This is a genomic window from Microlunatus ginsengisoli, assembly GCF_039537205.1.
Taxonomy (GTDB): domain Bacteria; phylum Actinomycetota; class Actinomycetes; order Propionibacteriales; family Propionibacteriaceae; genus Microlunatus; species Microlunatus ginsengisoli.
Genome location: NZ_BAABAB010000001.1, coordinates 1 through 19,116, shown reverse-complemented (window position 1 = coordinate 19,116; position 19,116 = coordinate 1). Strand labels below are relative to the sequence as shown.

Below are 19,116 nucleotides of genomic sequence, written 5' to 3'. Positions count from 1 at the left end.
GCGATCGCGGCGCCGAGCACCGACAAGGCGGCGAGCGCTCCCGCCCGCCAGGTCAGCACCATCAGCGGGGGACCGGGACGCTGGCCAGGATCGACTCGATCACGGCGTCGGTGGTGACCCCCTCGAGCTCGGCCTCGGGCCGCAGGCTGACCCGGTGCCGCAGGGTCGGGAAGGCCAGCGCCTTCACGTCGTCGGGGGACACGTAGTCCCGACCGGACAGCCAGGCCCAGGCCCGGGCGGTGTTCAGGATCGCGGTCGCGCCGCGCGGCGACACCCCGAGCCGCAACGACGGCGAGATCCGGGTGGCCCGGACGACGTCGACGATGTAGCCGAGCACCTGGGGATGGATCATCACGGCCGCGACCTCGCGCCGGGCCGCGTCCAGGTCGCCGGGACCGGCGACCGCGCGCAGACCGGCCGCGGTGAGATTGCGCGGGTCGAAGCCGCGCGCGTGCCGGTTCAGCACCTCGATCTCGGCGTCCCGGGGCGGCAGGTCGATCCGGATCTTCATCAGGAACCGGTCGAGCTGCGCCTCCGGCAGCGGATAGGTGCCCTCGCACTCCACCGGGTTCTGGGTCGCGGCCACCACGAACGGCTCCGGCAGCGGGCGTGGGCTGCCGTCGACGCTGACCTGCCGTTCCTCCATCGCCTCCAGCAGCGCCGCCTGCGTCTTGGGCGGGGTCCGGTTGATCTCGTCGGCGAGCAGCAGGTTGGTGAACACGGGACCCTCGCGGAACGTGAACTCCGCGCTCCGTGCGTCGTAGACCAGCGATCCGGTGATGTCACCCGGCATCAGGTCCGGGGTGAACTGGACCCGCTTGGTGGCGATCTGCAGGGCGGCCGCGAAGCTGCGGACGAGCAGCGTCTTCGCCGTGCCCGGAACGCCCTCCAGCAGCACGTGGCCGCGACACAGCAGGGCGATCACCAGCGAGGTCACCGCGGTCTCCTGGCCGACCACGGCCTTTCCGACCTCGGCTCGGAGCGCGTTCAGGGCGTGGTGCGCCGGTGAGGGCGGCGGGGGAGTCTGCGTCACAGTCGGCGGGCTTCCTGTTCGAGTCGGTCCAGCTGGGCGGCAAGGGTGACGAGGTCGTCGTCGGAGCCCGGCGGTGGTCCGGCCAGCAGCCGCGCCACCTCCGGGGCCGGGCGGCCGGTGCGGTTCGCGACCGCGGCGCTGAGGGCGAGTACGCCGTCGGAATCGGAGACGCGGTGCCCGTAGACCCGGCCGAGCCGGTCGCGGACCCCGGCCCGCAGCGCCTCGGCGGCCCGATCGCGGGCGCCGATCCGGGCGTACATCCGGCCGTGGCCCGCCACGGTCTCGGCCGCGCGCACGGTCACCGGCAACGGCTCGTGCAGGATCGGTCCGAGCCGGCGGCCGCGCCAGATGCCGACGGCGACGAGGGCGACGAACGCCTGCACCACGGCCGGGGCCCACCAGGCCGGCAGCAGCGTCGGTCCGGCGCCGGATCGCGACGCCGTCACCGCGGCGCTGCGACCCATCAGCCAGACGATCTCGGGCTGGGTGCCGAACACGTTCATCCCGAACGCGGCGTTGCCCTGGTGCGCGAGCAGGTCGTTGCTGACCCCGCCGGCGACGAGGTCGACCGGCCCGAACGGGCCGCCGACCCGGAGCCAGCCGGCGCCGCCGGCGGCTGGATAGCAGCGCAGCGCGACCGCGCCGGCCTGGCTCGCATAGCCGACCCGGAAGTCACCGGGATCGATCGCGCCGGCGGCGGTGGCGGCCGGGTCGGCGCAGCCGGGATCGACCGTGCCGACGGCCGGTGCGCTCTGGTCGACCGGCAGGCCGAAGGCGCGCAGCGCGGCGGCGCGGGGGCGGAGCAGCAGCAGCCGGGCGTACGTCGCCCCGCCGACCTGCGCCGCCTGCTCGTCGGACAGCAGGTCGGGGGAGGCGACGACCAGGAGCGTGCGCTGGTCGCTGCGGGCGATCGCGGTGTCCACGTCGTCGGTGGTGGTGATCCGGACCCCTTCGTCGGTGAGCAGCTGCGCCAGCGCTCGGGTGCCCTCGGCCGTGGTGGAGCGCGGGTCGTCGCTGCGCTGGACGCTGACCTGGTGCCGGTAGCTGCCGATCACCAGCACGATCAGGGCTGCGACCACCAGCACGCCGGCGCCGACCAGCACGGCCCGTCGGCGCGTGCTCACGAGCGCACCGCCGTCGCTTCGGTGTCGGCCGCGAGGTCCACCCGGTCCGCCGCGGCGGTGACGGCCTCGTCCAGCGCGGCCATCCGGCGATAGCCGGCCTCGTCGGCGGGCCGGTCGCCGAACACGACGGCGTTGAACTCGTCGGCCCCGTCCCGGAGCGCTCCGGCCAGCTCCGGCAGGTGCCGGCCGGCGCCGGTCGCGGCCTCGAGCGCGGTCCGCGCGGGACGGACGTCGAGGATGGTCCGGGTCTCCAGCTCGCGAACCAGGGCGCGAAAGCGGTCGCGGACCGCCTCCCGCCAGTCGCCGGCCGCGGCCGCCGCCTCGGCGCGGGCGCGGTAGTTCATGGCCTCCACCGTCGGGTCGGTCTGCACCGCGCCCGCGGAGGAACGCTTGCGCCAGCGGGGCAGGCCGACCCGCCACACCACGACCGCGATCGCCGCCAGCAGCAGGACGACCGCGATGCCGAACCCCCAGGACAGCCCGGTGCTGCCCTGCCGGCCCGGGTCGAGCCGGTCCAGCAAGGACAAGATCCACTCCACGAGCCGGTCCAACCGGTCGAGGAGGCGGGTGAGGATGCCGGGTGTGCCGCCGTACTTGGCCTTGGCCAGTTCGGCCTCCGCGCGCCCGCGGGCCTCGTCCCGGCCGATCAGGATCGGGATGTCGTACGCGCGGAGCAGCACACCGCTGCCGAGGATGCTCTGACCCAGGGCGCTCACGGGGTCGCCCCAGGACCGGCCGCCGGCGGCGGAAAGGACGGGGCCGGATAGGGCGGCGGCAGCGGCGGTGCCGACGGCTGCGGGATCGGCACGACGTCGAACCGCAGCGCCAGGTCCAACCCCTCCCGCCGCATCCGCAGATCGAGATAGAGCAGGGTCTGGACGGCGGCGACGTAGGCGAGCAGCGCCGACATCGCGACCACCGCGGAGAAGGCCAGCACGCCGCCGATGGTCCAGGGGTTGGTCACCACCGCGGTCACGGTCTGGCCGATCGAGGTGGCGAACAGCAGGATCAGAGCCAGCACGCCCGCCGACAGCAGCCCGATCAGGGCCAGCGAGACGACCATCGCGCCACCCATCACCAGCGCCACCCGGACGACGTTGGACAGCCCGATCAGCCGGAACGCCCGCTCGAACGCGGTGAACACGGTGGTCGGCTTGAGCGGCTTGCCGATCCAGCCCGGCGCGGTCCGCCCCTCGGTCGCCAGCGCCGGGACGGTCAGCGCGAGGTAGCCGTAGGCGAGTGCGGTGACCCCGAAGGTGACCAGGCTCAGCGCGGCGGACGCCACGAAGCCGAAGCCGCCGTCGCCGCCGAGCAGCGTGATCGGGATCAGGACCAGGTAGTAGAGGAAGCCGAGCACGCTCTGCACCACCGACGCGGCGACGTACTGCAGCAGGGACAGGCCGAACACCGGCCAGAACATCGGCAACGACGTCCGCAGGCTGACCCGGCTGCTCGACGGCGCGAAGCCGTCGCCGAGCACGGTCTGCAGACTCACCCGGCTGAGCACCGCGGTCATCCAGACCAGGCACTGGATCAGCAGGAAGAAGCCCGCGAGCCCGGCCAGCACCGTGAACAGGATCTGCGCCCAGCGGGCGGTGGTGTTGCCGAGCAGCAGGTAGAGGCCGAGACCGAACAGCAGATAGACCGCGGTCCCGCCGGCGACCACCAGCGGCAGCCCGACCATCATCTTGGCGTTGCGCCGGACGACCACGAACGCGCCGTCGAGGATCTCGCCGATGGTCAGCGGGCGCAGGGGGATCAGTGCCGTCCTCGCCGCGTCCAGCACCCGCGGTCGCCGGGACGGGGCGATCGGGGCCGGCGGAGTGGGGACGCTCATCGTTCGGCGACCTTACCCAGTCGCGGTGTCGCGAGAGCGATCGCGGGGCGGCACGCAACTTCTCATCCCCACGAGTCGTTAGGGGACCAAATAGGATTGTCACAATTCCGTGACAGGTGGGAGGGTCCTTGTGTCGGACTTCGGCGGCAGCGGTACGGCAACCGACGGCTCGGTGCAGTATGCGCGCTCGGCAGGACAACGCGGCCGCGTGCTCGTCGTCGACGACGACGCCGCGCTGGCCGAGATGCTCTCGATCGTGCTCGGCAGCGAGGGCTTCGAACCGATCTGGGTCTCCCGCGGCGACGAGGCGGTGGCCACGTTCCACGAGGCCAAGCCCGACCTCGTGCTGCTCGACCTGATGCTGCCCGGCCGTGACGGGGTCGAGATCTGTCGCGAGATCCGGACCGAGTCGATGGTGCCGATCGTCATGCTCACCGCGAAGTCGGACACCATCGACGTGGTCGCGGGGCTCGAGGCGGGCGCGGACGACTACGTCGCGAAGCCGTTCAAGGCCAAGGAGTTGATCGCCCGGATCAAGACCCGACTGCGCCGGCCGCCGGAGGAGAGCGCGTCGGAGTCGCTGCGGATCGGCGACCTCACGATCAGCGTGGACGGCCACTCGGTGAAACGCGAGGGCGTCCCGATCCAGCTCACCCCGCTCGAGTTCGACCTGCTGCTCGCGCTGGCCCGCCGGCCGTGGCAGGTGTTCAGCCGGGAGGTGCTGCTGGAGCAGGTCTGGGGCTATCGGCATGCCGCCGACACCCGGCTGGTGAACGTGCACGTGCAGCGGCTCCGGTCCAAGATCGAGCGCGACCCGGAGCACCCGGAGATCGTCGTCACCGTGCGCGGCATCGGCTACAAGGCGGGCGAGACCACCCGCCGGCCCGGCTGACCCGCGTCCCCGTTCCCCTTTCTCGATCGACGATGAGTTCCGATGGCCCTGCCTAGCCCCGTGTTGACGCCCGGTGCCGGCCGGGCGTCGGGCGACGGCACGCCCTGGTGGAAGGTCCCGGTCAACCTGTGGTGGCGCTCGCTTCCGCTGCGGGTGATCGCATCGGTCTTCCTGGCCTCGGTGCTGGTGCTGGTGCTCGGCGGGTTCCTGCTCATGCAGCAGGCAACGCTCGGCGTGATGGAGGGCAAGAAGGAGTCGGTCCGCAACGAGTCGCGGCAGGCGCTGTTCGCCGCCCAGCAGCAGCTGAACGCGGCCGACCCGACCGGCGGCGCCAACGTCGACAAGCTGCTCACCGACCTCGCCTTCGGCTATGCCAACCGGACCGGCGGCACCGACCAGTTCGAGGTGATCATCCTCGCCGACGGCCAGACGATCACCGCGGGCCAGGCCGACGTGGCCAGCGTGCCGCAGACGTTGCGCGACCAGGTCTCGGCCAGCACGGACCTGCTGATGACGCCGACCCAGGTGGTCTATCGGGACGGCTCACCGTCGGTGCCGGGCCTGGTCAGCGGCTCGCAGCTCACCCTGCCCGGCACCGGGACGTACGAGATCTATTTCGTCTTCCCGCTGAACCAGGAGGTGGACACGCTCCGCTTCCTGCGGTCGGCGGCGGGGACGACGGGGGCCATCCTGGTGATCCTGCTGACCTTCATCGCCGCCCTCGTGGCGCGGCAGGTGGTCACCCCGGTGCGGGCCGCCCGGCGAGCGGCCGAGAGTCTGGCGTCGGGCAATCTGGACGACCGGATGGAGGTCAAGGGGCAGGACGACCTCGCCCGGCTCGCCACGTCGATGAACTACATGGCCTCGGAGCTGCAGAAGCAGATCACCCAGCTCGAGGAGCTGTCCCGGGTCCAGCAGACCTTCGTCTCCGACGTCTCCCACGAGCTGCGGACGCCGCTGACCACGGTGCGGATGGCCGCCGAGGTGCTGTACGAGTCGCGCGACGACTTCGACCCGGTCTCGGCCCGCTCGGCGGAGCTGCTGCAGAACGAGCTGGACCGGTTCGAGGCGCTGCTCGGCGATCTGCTGGAGATCTCCCGGTTCGACGCCGGCGCGGCGGTGCTGTCGCCGGCTTCGGTCGACCTGGTGCAGATCGTGCAGCAGGTGGTGGACGACCACGCCCAGTTCGCGGCGCGGGCCGGCACCGAGATCGTGATCCACTCGCCCGGTCCGTGTACGGCCGAGGTGGACGGGCGCCGGATCGAGCGGATCCTGCGCAACCTGCTGGTGAACGCGATCGAGCACGGCGAGGCCAAGCCGATCGACATCTTGATCGACGCCGACGACGAAGCGGTCGCGATCGCGGTCCGCGACCACGGCGTCGGGTTCGAGGCCGGACAGGCGCGGCAGGTGTTCCACCGTTTCTGGCGGGCCGACCCGGCCCGCGCCCGGACCATGGGCGGCACCGGCCTCGGGCTGGCCATCGCGATGGAGGACGCCAACCTGCACAACGGCTGGCTGACCGCGTGGGGCCGCCCGGGCCTGGGCGCCCAGTTCCGGCTCACCGTGCCGCGCAAGGCCGGCGGGATCCTGCAGCAGTCGCCGCTGCCCTTGGTGCCGCGCGACATCGTCGGGCTGACCGCGCGGCTCGGAGGCGTCGGGTCGCACCCGGACACTCCGCCGCAGACGGAGGGCTCGCCCGCGTCGTCGGTGGGGCTGGGGACTGCTGGGTGGGGGGCTGCTGGGTCGGGGGCTGCTGGGTTGGCGGCTGGGCTCTCGCCGGCGTCCGCCGGATCGCCGTCGGCGGCGCCCGCTGCCGGGCCGGCCCCCAGCGTGGGGTCGACGATCGCGAACGCATCCGCGGATGTCTCGGCCGACGCGCCCGCCGGGGTCCCGCCGACCGCCACCGGGAGCCCGCGATGAGCGCCGGCGGCACCGGACGGCCGCTGCTGATCGCATTGCTGGTCGCGCTGGTGCTGACCGGCTGCGTCGCGGTGCCCACCAAGGGGCAGATCGAGCGGATCGAGGGCCAGCAGCCCGCGTGCCAGAACTGCGTCAACGTCGACGTGGCGCCGCCGACGCCCGGGGCGGAGCCGCTGGAGATCGTCCAGGGCTACCTCCGGGCGAACTCGAACTACCAGCCCAACTTCTCGGTCGCGAAGCAGTTCCTGACCAAGGCGGCGGCGCAGAGCTGGAGCCCGGAGGACGGCGCCTCGATCTACACCGGAACGCTGACCGGGTCCGACGACAACGTGGTGCTGGACGCCACGCTGATCGGCACCCTCGGTGCGGACCGGACGTACACCGCCCGGGACCGGAAGGTCGGCATCGACTTCGGGCTGGTGAAGGAGAACGGGGAGTGGCGGATCGGCAAGCCGCCGCCAGGGCTGATGGTCGAGCAGTACTCGTTCGCGTCCTTCTATCAGCCCTACAACCTGTACTTCATCGGCAACGACGGGGTGCTCGTCCCGGACCCGATCTATCTGCCCAGCCTGCGCAGCCAGTCGAGCACGACGTCGGTGCTGATGAAGGGCCTGCTGAACGGGCCGTCCGCCTGGCTCAAGCCGGCGGTGACCAGCGCCATCCCGGTCGGAACCGCACTGAGCGTCGACGCGGTCACGGTCGACGACGGGGTCGCCGCCGTCGCGCTCAGCGACCAGGTGCTGTCGTTGAACGACGCCCAGCGGTCGCTGATGGCGGCCCAGGTCGTCTACACCCTGAAGCAGGTGCCGGGCGTCCAGTCGGTGGTCTTCATGGTCAACCAGCAGCCGATGCGGATCCCGGGCACCGACACGGCCGACTTCTCCATCGACGTCGACTCGCTCGGCTCCGACGTCGACCCGATCCCGTTCATCGCCGGCCAGCAGCTCTACGTCGCCCGCGCCGACGGCGTCCGCCAGTTCGACGCGACCGCTACCGACGTCAAGTCCGGCAAGCCGCTGTCCGGCGACCTCGGCAACGGCCGGCTCGTGGTCGACCAGCTGGCGGCCTCGGTGTCCAACACCGACCTGGCCCTGGTCACCGACGGCGGGACCGTGCTGCGCAGCAGCTCGACCGCGGGTGCCGACCTCACCACGCTGCTCGGCAGCGGCGCCTCCCACCTGCTCCGGCCGCAGTTCAGCCGGTTCGGCGAGCTGTGGGCGCTCGGCCGGGCCGGCTCCGGCCAGCGGTTCTGGGTGTTCTCCGGCGACAAGCAGCTGGCCGTACAGACGCCGCTGCTGGACGGCACCAACACGATCGCCTTCCGGATCTCCCCGGACGGCAGCCGGATCGCGCTCGTCCGCCGGGTGAAGGGACATTCCGAGCTCGGCCTGGGCCGGATCTCCCGCGCGGCGGACAAGATCGTCGTGAACGGCTGGCGAGACATCGACACGACCCAGAGCAACCTGCCCGAGATCGCCGGCATCACCGACGTGGCCTGGGTGGACGACACCACCCTGCTGGTGCTGGGCACGACCAGCGGCAGCGCCGTGCCCGCGCTGTTCCGGGTCAGCCAGGACGCCTCCAAGATCAGTTTGGACACCGAGCCCACCACCTGGGACGCCCACGCGCTGTCGGTGCTGCTGAGCGACCAGACCACCGTCGTCGTCGGCGCCACCGGCCGCAGCTGGAAGGGCTCCGGCGGCCAGTGGGAGCCCTTCGTCGACGGCGTCCGCGCCGCCTCCTACCCCGGCTGACAGGGCTCGCAACCTTCTCGCCGGTCCCGGCCGCCCTCGCCGGTCCCGGCCGCCCTCGCCGGTCCCGGCCGCCCCCGCCGGTCCTATCCCGCCCCAGCCGCCCCGCCCGCCGGTCCCAGCCCGCCTCCGTCAGGCGGAAACTGTGCAGTTCTTGCAGCGACACGCCGGCGGAGACTGCAACAGCCGCACAGTTTCCGGGGGAGGGAGGGGAAGCGGGGGCCGGCGAGGCAGACTGGGTCGGTGATCGCCCGGGCCCTCGCCGATGCCGCCGGCGACCTGCTGCTGGGCGCGCGGTGCGTAAGCTGCGACCGGCCCGGACGGGGCCTGTGCGAGGAGTGCCGGGCGGAGGTCGCCCGCTGGCGCCCGCATGCCGTGGCGCCCACGCCGTGCCCGGCCCGATTTCCGCGTACGTTCGCGGCGGCTCCCTACGCCGGTCTGGCGGCGGCGATGATCTCCGCGCACAAGGAGCGCCAGGCGCTGTCCCTGGCCTCACCGCTGGGCGGGGCCCTGGCCGCGAGCCTGCGAGACCTGCTGGCCGACACCGACCCGGCGAGGATCGTGCTGGTCCCGGCCCCGTCGTCGGCTCGGGCCAACCGAGAGCGGGGTCTCGACGCGGGCCGAGCGATCGCGCTGTCCGCGGCCCGCCGGTGGCGACGCCGCGACGACCGCCCGATCGTCGTCCGGTCCTGGCTGCGGCAGCACGGCACGGTCCGGGACCAGTCCGGTCTGGCCGCGGAGGAGCGGGCGGCGAACCTGGCGGGCGCGCTGACCGTCCGCCGGTGGATCCGCGCGCGACCCGGTGACCTGGTCGTGCTCTGCGACGACGTGACCACCACCGGAGCGACCCTGACCGAGGCCCGCAGAGCACTCGAGTCCGCCGGCATCGCGGTGTCCGCCGCGGCGACGGTGGCCGCGACCACGAAGCTGACCGCGATCGGGACGTACGGCCGGGCTGTCCGACGACTGAGAACTGAGTGAGGATCGAGACCCCGCGTAGAAAAAGGTCGAGGGTGGGACTAGCGTCTGTGTATGGCGCTTCATGCACCTGCGGACCGGTCTTCCAGGGCCGGTGCTCGGGGTGCATCGGAGCGCCGTGGCGTCTCCGGCGAAGGCGTCGGCGAGGCCAAGCCCTGACCATTGGCAGACGGAGGTTGACATGGATGTTGTCGTGAAGAGCCGGCACTGCTCGGTGTCGGATTCGTTCCGCTCCTACGTCGAGGACAAGATCACCAGGCTGGAAAAGCTGGACGATCGGGTGATCCGGGTCGAGGTGGAGCTTTCGGCGGAGCGGAACAAGCGACAACACGCCCAGGGCAGCCGGGTCGAGATCACCGTCCGCACCAAGGGACCGGTGATCCGGGCCGAGGCTGCCGCCGAGGAGAAGGTCGCGGCGTTCGACCTCGCCCTGGACAAGCTGATGGCCCAGCTCCGCAAGGCCGCCGACCGCAAGCGGGTGCACCGCGGATCCCGGACCCCGACCTCGCTGCACGACGCGGCGGCCCAGCTGCCGCTCACCGACGTCGAGGGCTCACTGAACGGCTCCAGTCCGGACGCCGCCCACGGCAACGGCACCCGGCTGATGGCCGGGATCGAGGTCCAGGGTGAGGGCCCGATGGTGGTGCGGGAGAAGATCCACGCCGGCGCGCCGATGAGCCTGGACCAGGCCCTGATGGAGATGGAGCTGGTGGGTCACGACTTCTTCTTGTTCATCGACTCCGAGCAGAACCTGCCCAGCGTGGTCTACCGGCGCAAGGCGTACGACTACGGCGTGATCCGGCTCGACGTGAGCCTCACCCCGGCCGGCGCCTGACCCCGCGGGCGGCCCCGCCACCCACCTGACCCGGCGGGCGGCTGGCCGCCCACCTGACCCCGCGGGCGGCTCGCCGCCCACCCCGTCCCGGGAAACTGTGCAGCTCTCGCACCCTCCACCGGCGTGTCGCAGCGACAGCTGCACACTTTCGGCGGAGGCGGAGACGATGCAGGTTGCGCCGGGCCGGTCACGACGCCTCGGTACGTCGCCAGTTCCGGTAGGCGCGGGACCGACCGGTACGGCCGAACAGCGAGTTGGCGACCAGGTCGTTCCAGGCGTCGAGCCGGCAGGGGTCCCAGTACCTCCCCAGCAGGCGGTCGGCGTCGCTGATGATCGACGCGCCGTCGTGGAGCAGGTCCCGCGACGTGAAGCCGAGCCGCTGCCATCCCGCCCGGACGATGCGGCGGTCGCGTTCGAGATCGCTGCGGTGCACGTCTGGTGCTCGATGGATCTCACCGTCGTACTCATGGATGCGCTTGGTCCCGACCAGCCACAGGTCGCCGCGGGCGACGAACGCGCCGGCATCGGTATGGATCTCGCGTTGCGGGACGACGTCGACGCCGGCCGCTCGGTGCAGCACGCGCATCACCGACTCCCAGGGCGACTCACTCCGCGCGTCCAGCAGCGGGATCGCCGTCCTGAGCAGGGGCGCACCACGCCGCCGGCGCGCGGCGACGAGCCGCAGCTCGGCGATCGTGCACTGCCGGAGCCGGAGGGCGCTGTCGCCCAACACGACGACGTCGAGCAGGCCCAGATCGCGGGCGCAGGCCAGCAGCGTCTCGGCCGCCGTCGTGACCCGGAGCCCGTCGAGGAGCTCGATCGGACCCGGGTGCGGGTGCCGGCAGGCGAACAGGCCCGGCCGGCGATGGTGCTCGCGCAGCGATGTCGCGACGAAGACCGGGTGCGGGATCGGTGCCGGCAGCCACCAGCCGCGGAGCTCCGTGGCGGTCAGGTGAGTGAACGCAGCGGTCGTGCCCAGCACCCGGGACCAGGCCGCGAGCTCCTCGGCCAACGTGCGGTCGCCGGCGGCGTAGAGCCCGCGGCCCAGTTTGTCCCAGCCGGCCCGGCGCAGAGATCCGGTCACGATCCGGGGCGTCTCGTCCAGAGAAAGTGTCACGCCGGCACACTCCGGATCTCGGGGCGAACGTGCCGCCGTACCGGCGAATCTGTGGACAACGCCTCTGACCGGGCCTGAGCTGTGGACAACCGCCTCCCCGTCGACACCTCCGGTCCCGGGGAAGTCGACACCCCGGTCCCGGGGAAGTCGACACCCGGCCCGGGAAAGTCGACACCCGGCCCGGGAAAGTGTGCGGCTGTTGCAGCCGCCACCGGTGTGTCGCTGCAACAGCTGCACAGTTTCCGGGGAGGGGACGGCCGGGACGGGTGCACGGATTCCGGATGGGAGGGAATGTCAGTGGGGGTCGGTAGGGTCCGAGGGGTGGGTCGGGAGCAGTTGAGCAGGGCGCAGGCGGCGCGGGTGGCGCTGGCCGCGCAGGGGTTCGGCGTGCCGCGACCGCGGCGCGCGGTGACGATGCGCGACGTCCAGGCGAGCGTCGACCGGCTGGCCCAGTTCCAGATCGACTCGATCAACGTCGTGACCCGGGCCCAGTTCATGCCGCTGTTCTCCCGGCTGGGTCCCTACGACCGGTCGCTGCTGGAGCGGGCCGCCCACAAGCCACCGCGCCGCCTGTTCGAATACTGGGGCCATGCCGCCAGCCTGATCGACGTCACCCTGCAGCCCGCGCTGCGGTTCCGGATGCAGGAGGGATATCGCGACGTCTGGGGTGGGGTGGAGCGGGTCGCCCAGGAGAATCCGCAGCTGGTCGACGAGGTGCGCGAGGAGGTGAAACGGCGCGGCCCGATCAGTGCCCGCGACCTCGAGCACCAGGAGGTCCGCGACCGGAGCAACTGGGGCTGGAACTGGTCGGCGGTGAAGACGGTCCTGGAGTGGTTGTTCTACGTCGGCGACGTCACCAGCGCCTATCGCAACAGCCAGTTCGAGCGGGTGTACGACCTGCCCGAGCGGGTCTTCCCGCCGAGCGTCCTCGCCGCGCCGACGCCGACGCCGCACGACTCGGTGGTCGAGCTGGTCCGCCGGGCGGCCGCCGCGCTCGGGGTGGCGAGCGAGTTCTGCCTGCGCGACTACTTCCGGACCCGATCCGACCTGACCAAGGCGGCGACCGCGGAGCTGGTCGAGTCCGGCGAGCTGGTCCCGGTCCGGATCGAGGGCTGGGAAAACGCCAAGACCTATCTGTGGCATGCCGCCCGGCACCCCCGCCGGATCGACGCGCGCGCCCTGCTCAGCCCGTTCGACTCGATGATCTTCGAGCGGGCCCGGCTGCACCGGCTGTTCGACTTCTTCTACCGGATCGAGATCTATGTCCCGGCGCCCAAGCGGGTGCACGGCTACTACGTCTATCCGTTCCTGCTCGGCGAGCGGTTCGTGGCCCGGGTCGACCTGAAGGCGGATCGAGCCACGAGCACGCTGCGCGTCAACGCGGCGTTTCTCGAGCCCGGCCAGGACCCGACGTACGTGGCCACCGAGCTCGCCGCGGAGCTGCGCACCATGGCCGGCTGGCTCGGGCTGGCCGCGGTGGACGTACGCGACCGGGGCGATCTCGCGCCCGCGCTGGCCCGCGCGGTCGACGAAAAGGGAGGGCTCGCGCAGACTGGCCTACGATAGGTGGCGCTCGCCTCGCGGCAGGCACACGGCAGGACGATCAATCGAGCAGGGAGCGCGATCTCGTGGCTTTGATGGACAGGTTGCTCCGCATCGGCGAGGGCAAGATCCTCCGTCAGCTGAAGCACATCTCGGAGCAGGTCAACTCGATCGAAGAGGACTACCTCGCGATGAGTGACGACGAGCTACAAGGGCAGACGGCCGACTTCAAGAGCCGCTTCGAGAAGGGCGAGACGCTCGAACAGCTGCTGCCGGAGGCGTTCGCGACGGTCCGTGAGGCCAGCCGGCGGGTGCTGGACAAGCGGCACTTCGACGTCCAGCTGATGGGCGGAGCGGCGCTGCACCTCGGCAACATCGCGGAGATGAAGACCGGCGAGGGCAAGACCCTGGTCGCCACCCTGCCGAGCTATCTGAACGCGATCACGGGCCGCGGCGTGCACGTGGTCACGGTGAACGACTACCTGGCCAAGCGCGACTCGGAGTGGATGGGCCGGATCCACCACTTCCTCGGCCTCGAGGTCGGCGCGATCCTGTCCCAGATGGACCCGGCCGAGCGGCGGGTCGCCTATCACGCCGACATCACCTACGGCACCAACAACGAGTTCGGCTTCGACTACCTGCGCGACAACATGGCGCTCTCGATCGAGGACTGCGTCCAGCGCGATCACCACTTCGCGATCGTGGACGAGGTCGACTCGATCCTGATCGACGAGGCCCGGACGCCGCTGATCATCTCCGGCCCGGCCGAGGACAGCCACGAGTGGTATCCGCAGTTCGCCCGGATCGTCGACCGGCTCAAGCGGGACACCCACTACGAGGTGGACGAGAAGAAGAAGACCGTCGCCATCCTGGAGACCGGGATCGACGTGGTCGAGGACCAGCTGGGCATCGACAACCTGTACGAGTCCGCCAACACCCCGCTGATCTCGTACCTGAACAACGCCATCAAGGCCAAAGAGCTGTTCAAGCTCGACCGGGACTACGTCAACATGGACGGCGAGATCCTGATCGTCGACGAGCACACCGGCCGCACGCTGATCGGCCGCCGCTACAACGAGGGTCTGCACCAGGCGATCGAGGCCAAGGAGAAGGTCGAGATCCGCGACGAATACCAGACGCTCGCCACGATCACGCTGCAGAACTACTTCCGGATGTACGAGAAGCTGTCCGGGATGACCGGCACGGCAATGACCGAGGCATCGGAGTTCCAGAAGATCTACGGCCTCGGGGTGGTGCCGATCCCGACGAACAAGGACATGGTCCGGGTCGACAACCGCGACCTGATCTATCGCACCGAGGAGGCCAAGTTCGCGGCCATCGTCGAGGACGTGCGGGAGCGGCACGAGAAGGGCCAACCGGTGCTGATCGGCACCGCGAGCGTGGCGAAATCCGAGGTGTTGTCGAAGGCACTGAAGCAGGCCGGCGTCAAGCACGAGGTGCTGAACGCGAAGCAGCACGAGCGCGAGGCCTCGATCATCGCGATGGCCGGCGCGAAGAGCGCGGTCACCGTCGCGACCAACATGGCCGGCCGCGGCACCGACATCATCCTCGGCGGGAACGCGGAGTTCCTGGCCGACAAGAAGCTGCACGATTCCGGCATCGACGCGCTGGAGCAGTCGGAGGAATACGAGAAGCTCTATCCGGAGATCCTGGAGACGTTCGAGAAGCAGACCGCCGAGGAGCACGAGGACGTCGTCGGGCTCGGCGGGCTGTATGTCGTCGGCTCGGAGCGGCACGAGTCCCGGCGGATCGACAACCAGCTCCGCGGTCGTTCCGGCCGTCAGGGCGACCCGGGGGAGAGCCGGTTCTATCTGTCCCTCGGCGACGACCTGATGCGGCTGTTCAAGTCCGACATCGTGGAGTGGGTGCTGCAGGCGCTCAAGGTGCCCGACGACCAGCCGATCGAGAACAAGCGGGTGTCGTCCTCGATCGCGAGCGCGCAGAGTCAGGTCGAGTCGCAGAACTTCGAGATCCGCAAGAACATCCTGAAGTACGACGACGTGATGAACCGGCAGCGGCACGCCATCTACGGCGACCGGCGCAAGGTGCTGGAGGGTGCCGATGTCGAGCAGCGGTTGCGCAACACGGTGGACACCGTGGTCGAGCAGTACGTCGTCGGGGCGACCGACGGCTTCGCCGAGGACTGGGACCTCGAGCAGCTGTGGACCAACATGAACACGCTCTATCCGGTCGGGCTGGATCGCGCCGACTACGAGGAGCGGGACGATCTCGACCGCCGGGAGCTGATCGAGGACTTCAAGACCGACGCCCAGGCCGCGTACGACCGGCGGGAGGAGGCGCTCACTCCGGAGGTCATGCGCGAGCTCGAGCGCCGGGTCCTGCTCACCGTGCTGGACCGCAAGTGGCGCGAGCACCTGTACGAGATGGACTACCTGCGCGAGGGCATCGGCCTGCGCGCGATGGCGCAGCGCGATCCGCTGGTGGAATACCAGCGCGAGGGCGGCGACATGTTCAACGCCATGATGGAAGCCTTCATGGAGGAGGTCGTCGGCTTCGTCTTCCACCTGGAGGTCCAGGTCGAGCAGGCGCCGGCGGCTTCGGTCGGGGTCGCGGCCGGACCGGGTGGGGCGCCGCTGACGGTCGGCAACCGGTCGAATGGGTCCCGCAGCAACGGGTCTCACGGCAGTGGGCGGCACCTGATCGAGTCCGGCCCGGATCCCGACGGGCCCGGCGTCGAGCTGCACGTCGTGGGTGATGACGACGACGAGGACCGGTCGGAGCCGGACGAGATCGAAGCCGAGCCCGAGCCCGTTGTCGCCCGGCCCTTCGTGAAGGCCAAGGGCCTGGACGGCCGTTCCCCGCGGGCGGTTGCCTACTCCGCACCGGGCGAGGACGGTGAGGCCCAGAAGACCGGCGCGGCGCCGGCGACGACGACAGATCCCTACGAGGGTGTCGGCAGGAACGCGCCGTGCCCGTGCGGCTCGGGCAAGAAGTTCAAGATGTGCCACGGGCGGGCCGGCGCGCGCTGAGGTCCTGACCCGCCGTCATGCCCTTCGCCTGGAAGCGCGGTCACACCGTGGCCGCGATCGTCGCCGCTGCCGTCCTGGTCGGCGGTGGTACGGCCGTCGCCGTCGGGCTGACCGGCGACGACCGACCCGAGACCCCGCTCCCGGCCGCCGGCTCGGCGTCCTCGACGCCGTCGGCGCAGGCCTCGGCCACCACCCCGAGCCCGACGCCGATGCCGAGCCCGACCGCGGCCGACTACCTGACCGGCCGGAAGCCCTCGGACCACGAGGTCTTCGCGGTGAAGGTGGAGAACATCGCCGCAGCCCGACCGCAGGTCGGGCTCGGCTCGGCCGACATCGTCTTCGCCGAGGAGGTCGAGGGCGCCCAGACGCGGCTGGTGGCGATCTATCACACCACCTTCCCCAGGCGCCTGGGACCGGTCCGCAGCGCCCGCAGCACCGATGTCCAGCTGCTGCCGCTGTTCGGCAAGCCGGGCCTGGTCTACAGCGGCGCGAACCGCAACGTGCAGGGCAAGATCGATCGCTCCTCGATCGTGCCGATCGAGCGCTCCACCCGTGACCACAGCCGGGTGGCGCCGCACAACGTCTTCGTGAACCTGGCCGGAATCGCCGACGCGAAGAAGGTGGGCCGGGCGAGGGACATCGGCTGGACCTTCGCCGCTGCGGACCCGCGCTGGGCGGCCGCAGCGTCCGCCCCGGACCCGAAGGGCCGGGTCGGCAACGACACGTTCAGCTTCGACTACGGCAACGGCCGGTACGTCGTGAAGTGGCGCGGGCAGGCCTATGTCGACGGCGACAGCGGCGCGAAGGCGATGACCGACAACGTGGTGGTGATGTCGGTCCACAACCATCCCGACGGCAACCGCGACGTGCTCGGCTCGGCGTCGGTGATGTCGGACACCGTCGGCACCGGCAAGGTCACGGTGTATCGCGACGGCAAGAAGCTGACCGGGACCTGGACCCGGACGTCCAGCGGCGCCCCGCTGACCTTCACCGGCGCGGACGGCAAGGACCTGCCGCTGAAGCCGGGTCGGACCTGGGTGCTGCCGAAGGGCTGACGGGTGCTGGACCGGGACCCTCAGCCGGTGGTCAGCGGTGCGAATTCGACCGCCGTACACAGCCAGTGGCCGCCCCACACCTCCAGCCGGAGCGCGAGGGCATGCGAACGCCCGGCCAGGCCGAGGTGGGCCGTGACCTCGACGGCGTCGGGGCGCGGATACTGCACCCGGATCGACCGCAGGATCGCGGGCCGGCTCTGCGTGACAGCGCTCGACCGGCGGCGGTGGAAGGCAATCACCGCCTGCACCCGGTCGTCGACCCAGCGGGTGAGCTGACCGGCCGGTCGCCGTCCGTACAGGGTCTCGAAGATCGCGACCGCCAGGGTGGCACTCCACTGCCTGGCGTCGGCGACCGGCGTGACCTCGCCGTCAGCGGTCGGCGGGGTGAGGTCGGAACCGGCCGGCGCTACGCCGAACGGCAGTTGCGGCTGGTCGGCCGGTAGGAGTGGGCGGACCTCCGGGCGTGACGTCGGCGCGGCCGGCCGGCTGTCCGGCGCGGGGCGCAGGACGATCCGGACCGGCTCGGGCGCATCGGGGCTCGGGGTGTCGGGCCCCGGTGTATGGGGCCCCAGCATGTTCGGTTCGGGCAGGGCGGCAGCGCTCATCGTGCGGGTCTCCTCTGGGTCGGCGCGGACGGACCCCACCACTGTGCTGCCGAAACCCTGCTCGTCAGGTTCCGCGACGGCAATCTGTGGACAACTTTTCGGCGTCTTTGGAGTTGCTCTCTGAAACGATTAAGAGTAGAGTTCTCTTAAACGATATAGAACCCTCGCCGACGAGGGCCCAGTCCCTGAAGGGAGCAACCGAATGACCATCGTCCCCTGGGCGACACTTCAGCCCACTCGCACCCTGGCGGCCTCGGCCCGACCGCACGCGCCGGCGGTCGAGGAGACCCCGAGCCCGCTCGCGTCGCTGCTGCGCCGGCTCGGCCGCCACAGCTGACATAGCGTGTCCACGGCCAGCGCGACCCATTCGCGCTGGCCGCGGGCGTCGTCCTCGTTCTCGACCGACGGCGGGCCGTCATCATTGGCGTCCCGTCGTGGTGCCACGACCAGCGTGACGCCTCTCGACTAGACGACCAGTGACGACTGGATGGAATAGTGCGCCGATCGGTAGACGTGCCGGCCGAACTCGACGAAGACGCCGGTGTCGTCGTAGGCGACGCGGTCGGCCGTCAGGCAGGCCGCGGGCGGCTCCTCGTCGAGCAGCGCAGCCTCCTCCTCCGTCAGCAGCCGGGCGTTGATTCGCTGATGGGCGATCTTCAGGTTGATGCCGAGCCCACGCAACAGGTCATACAGGCCGCGGACCTGGAGGTCTTCGGCGGTGATCCCGTAATGGCGTGGAAGGTAGTTGGTCAGGATGGCCAGCGGCATGTCGTCGGCGAGCCGCAGCCGGCGGACCATCACCAGCTCGATCTCGCCGAGATCGGCATCGATCGCGTCGATCAGCTCGTCGGTCATCTCGACCGGGGTGTATTCCAGCAGCCGCGTCCCCGGCACCTTGCCGGCTTTCGCCAGGTCGTCGTTCAGGCTGGTCAGACGCTCGTCCCGGCTGAACTTCGACCGGACGACCTGGGTGCCGACGCCGCGCTTGCGGACCAGCAGCCCCTTCTTCACCAGCTCCTGGATCGCCTGCCGCGCCGTCGGTCGGGACAGGCCGAGCCGGGTGGTCAGCGACAACTCGTTCTCCAGCCGGTCGCCGGGGGCGAGGGTGCCGGACGCGATAGCATGCTCGATCGACTGGGCCAGTTGGTAGTAGAGCGGCACCGGCGAGTTCCGCTCGAGCGTGATGTCGAGCTCCTTGGCCACCGAGGGCTCCGTCATGTCCGGAGTTTAGCGCCAGGCCACGAAAATCTGTACATAAAGACAATGTTGTCCGCGGGTCCTCGGACGCGCTCGAGACCGCTCGGTTCGTCGCGAGTTGTGCACCGGAACGGAAAAGACATCCCACGTTGCTACGGGTCAAGCCGCGGCGTGATGTTCGCGTGGCCAGGCAACGGTTTCGTCGTAGGGCAGGTG

At 71.0% G+C, this 19,116-nt stretch carries 16 protein-coding genes; 9 read left to right on the top strand and 7 right to left on the bottom strand.

Annotation, left to right across the window (positions count from 1 at the left end):
• Nucleotides 1–61 precede the first annotated feature (61 nt).
• From ABD747_RS00080 to ABD747_RS00065, 4 genes are read right to left on the bottom strand one after another with little or no spacing between them, the layout of a single operon-like run.
• Complete coding sequence (locus ABD747_RS00080; protein WP_344801021.1) at nt 62–1,033, bottom strand: AAA family ATPase; 972 nt, start codon at nt 1,031–1,033, stop codon at nt 62–64.
• Nucleotides 1,030–2,157 (bottom strand): DUF4350 domain-containing protein, encoded by a 1,128-nt coding sequence (locus ABD747_RS00075; protein ID WP_344801020.1) that lies wholly within the window; start codon nt 2,155–2,157, stop codon nt 1,030–1,032. Before ABD747_RS00075 ends, ABD747_RS00080 begins: the two co-directional genes overlap by 4 nt.
• Nucleotides 2,154–2,873 carry a DUF4129 domain-containing protein gene (locus tag ABD747_RS00070; RefSeq protein WP_344801019.1) on the bottom strand — a complete coding sequence of 240 codons (720 nt, stop codon included), beginning with the start codon at nt 2,871–2,873 and terminating at the stop codon, nt 2,154–2,156. Before ABD747_RS00070 ends, ABD747_RS00075 begins: the two co-directional genes overlap by 4 nt.
• On the bottom strand, nt 2,870–3,994 hold the full coding sequence (locus ABD747_RS00065) for a hypothetical protein (protein ID WP_344801018.1): 1,125 nt from the start codon (nt 3,992–3,994) through the stop codon (nt 2,870–2,872). The genes ABD747_RS00070 and ABD747_RS00065 overlap by 4 nt, the downstream gene beginning before the upstream one ends.
• A gap of 172 nt (nt 3,995–4,166) precedes the next feature.
• On the opposite strand from ABD747_RS00065, the gene mtrA reads away from it, so the two are divergent.
• The 5 genes from mtrA to hpf all read left to right on the top strand — a co-directional run bounded on the left by mtrA (nt 4,167) and on the right by hpf (nt 10,373).
• On the top strand, nt 4,167–4,886 hold the full coding sequence (gene mtrA / locus ABD747_RS00060) for an MtrAB system response regulator MtrA (protein WP_344801105.1): 720 nt from the start codon (nt 4,167–4,169) through the stop codon (nt 4,884–4,886).
• A 42-nt stretch (nt 4,887–4,928) separates the two neighbouring features.
• Nucleotides 4,929–6,809 carry an MtrAB system histidine kinase MtrB gene (gene mtrB / locus ABD747_RS00055; RefSeq protein ID WP_344801017.1) on the top strand — a complete coding sequence of 627 codons (1,881 nt, stop codon included), beginning with the start codon at nt 4,929–4,931 and terminating at the stop codon, nt 6,807–6,809.
• Entirely contained in the window at nt 6,806–8,563 is a 1,758-nt protein-coding gene (locus ABD747_RS00050; protein WP_344801016.1) for an LpqB family beta-propeller domain-containing protein, read from the top strand. Before mtrB ends, ABD747_RS00050 begins: the two co-directional genes overlap by 4 nt.
• 240 nt (nt 8,564–8,803) lie before the next feature.
• Nucleotides 8,804–9,541: a ComF family protein gene (locus tag ABD747_RS00045; RefSeq protein ID WP_344801015.1), complete on the top strand. Its 738-nt coding sequence runs from the start codon at nt 8,804–8,806 to the stop codon at nt 9,539–9,541.
• Nucleotides 9,542–9,719: 178 nt separating this feature from the next.
• Complete coding sequence (hpf, locus tag ABD747_RS00040) at nt 9,720–10,373, top strand: ribosome hibernation-promoting factor, HPF/YfiA family (RefSeq protein ID WP_344801014.1); 654 nt, start codon at nt 9,720–9,722, stop codon at nt 10,371–10,373.
• 187 nt (nt 10,374–10,560) lie between these two features.
• Here the strand turns inward: hpf and ABD747_RS00035 are convergent, their stop codons facing one another.
• A complete protein-coding gene (locus tag ABD747_RS00035) occupies nt 10,561–11,490 on the bottom strand; it encodes a hypothetical protein (RefSeq protein WP_344801013.1) in 930 nt (309 codons plus the stop codon).
• Between the two features lie 321 nt (nt 11,491–11,811).
• On the opposite strand from ABD747_RS00035, the gene ABD747_RS00030 reads away from it, so the two are divergent.
• The 3 genes from ABD747_RS00030 to ABD747_RS00020 all read left to right on the top strand — a co-directional run bounded on the left by ABD747_RS00030 (nt 11,812) and on the right by ABD747_RS00020 (nt 17,098).
• Nucleotides 11,812–13,056 carry a winged helix-turn-helix domain-containing protein gene (locus ABD747_RS00030; protein ID WP_344801012.1) on the top strand — a complete coding sequence of 415 codons (1,245 nt, stop codon included), beginning with the start codon at nt 11,812–11,814 and terminating at the stop codon, nt 13,054–13,056.
• A 62-nt stretch (nt 13,057–13,118) separates the two neighbouring features.
• Nucleotides 13,119–16,043: a preprotein translocase subunit SecA gene (gene secA / locus ABD747_RS00025; RefSeq protein ID WP_459077223.1), complete on the top strand. Its 2,925-nt coding sequence runs from the start codon at nt 13,119–13,121 to the stop codon at nt 16,041–16,043.
• Between the two features lie 17 nt (nt 16,044–16,060).
• Nucleotides 16,061–17,098 (top strand): DUF3048 domain-containing protein, encoded by a 1,038-nt coding sequence (locus ABD747_RS00020; protein ID WP_344801010.1) that lies wholly within the window; start codon nt 16,061–16,063, stop codon nt 17,096–17,098.
• A 20-nt stretch (nt 17,099–17,118) separates the two neighbouring features.
• On the opposite strand, the gene ABD747_RS00015 is transcribed toward ABD747_RS00020, so the two are convergent.
• Nucleotides 17,119–17,703, bottom strand: a complete 585-nt coding sequence (locus tag ABD747_RS00015) for an Rv3235 family protein (protein ID WP_344801009.1) — start codon at nt 17,701–17,703, stop codon at nt 17,119–17,121.
• 202 nt (nt 17,704–17,905) lie between these two features.
• Between ABD747_RS00015 and ABD747_RS00010 the strand changes: the two genes are divergently transcribed.
• Entirely contained in the window at nt 17,906–18,040 is a 135-nt protein-coding gene (locus tag ABD747_RS00010; protein ID WP_344801008.1) for a hypothetical protein, read from the top strand.
• Nucleotides 18,041–18,168: 128 nt separating this feature from the next.
• Here ABD747_RS00010 and ABD747_RS00005 read toward each other — a convergent pair whose 3' ends face one another.
• Nucleotides 18,169–18,921: a GntR family transcriptional regulator gene (locus ABD747_RS00005; RefSeq protein ID WP_344801007.1), complete on the bottom strand. Its 753-nt coding sequence runs from the start codon at nt 18,919–18,921 to the stop codon at nt 18,169–18,171.
• Between the last annotated feature and the right edge of the window lie 195 nt (nt 18,922–19,116).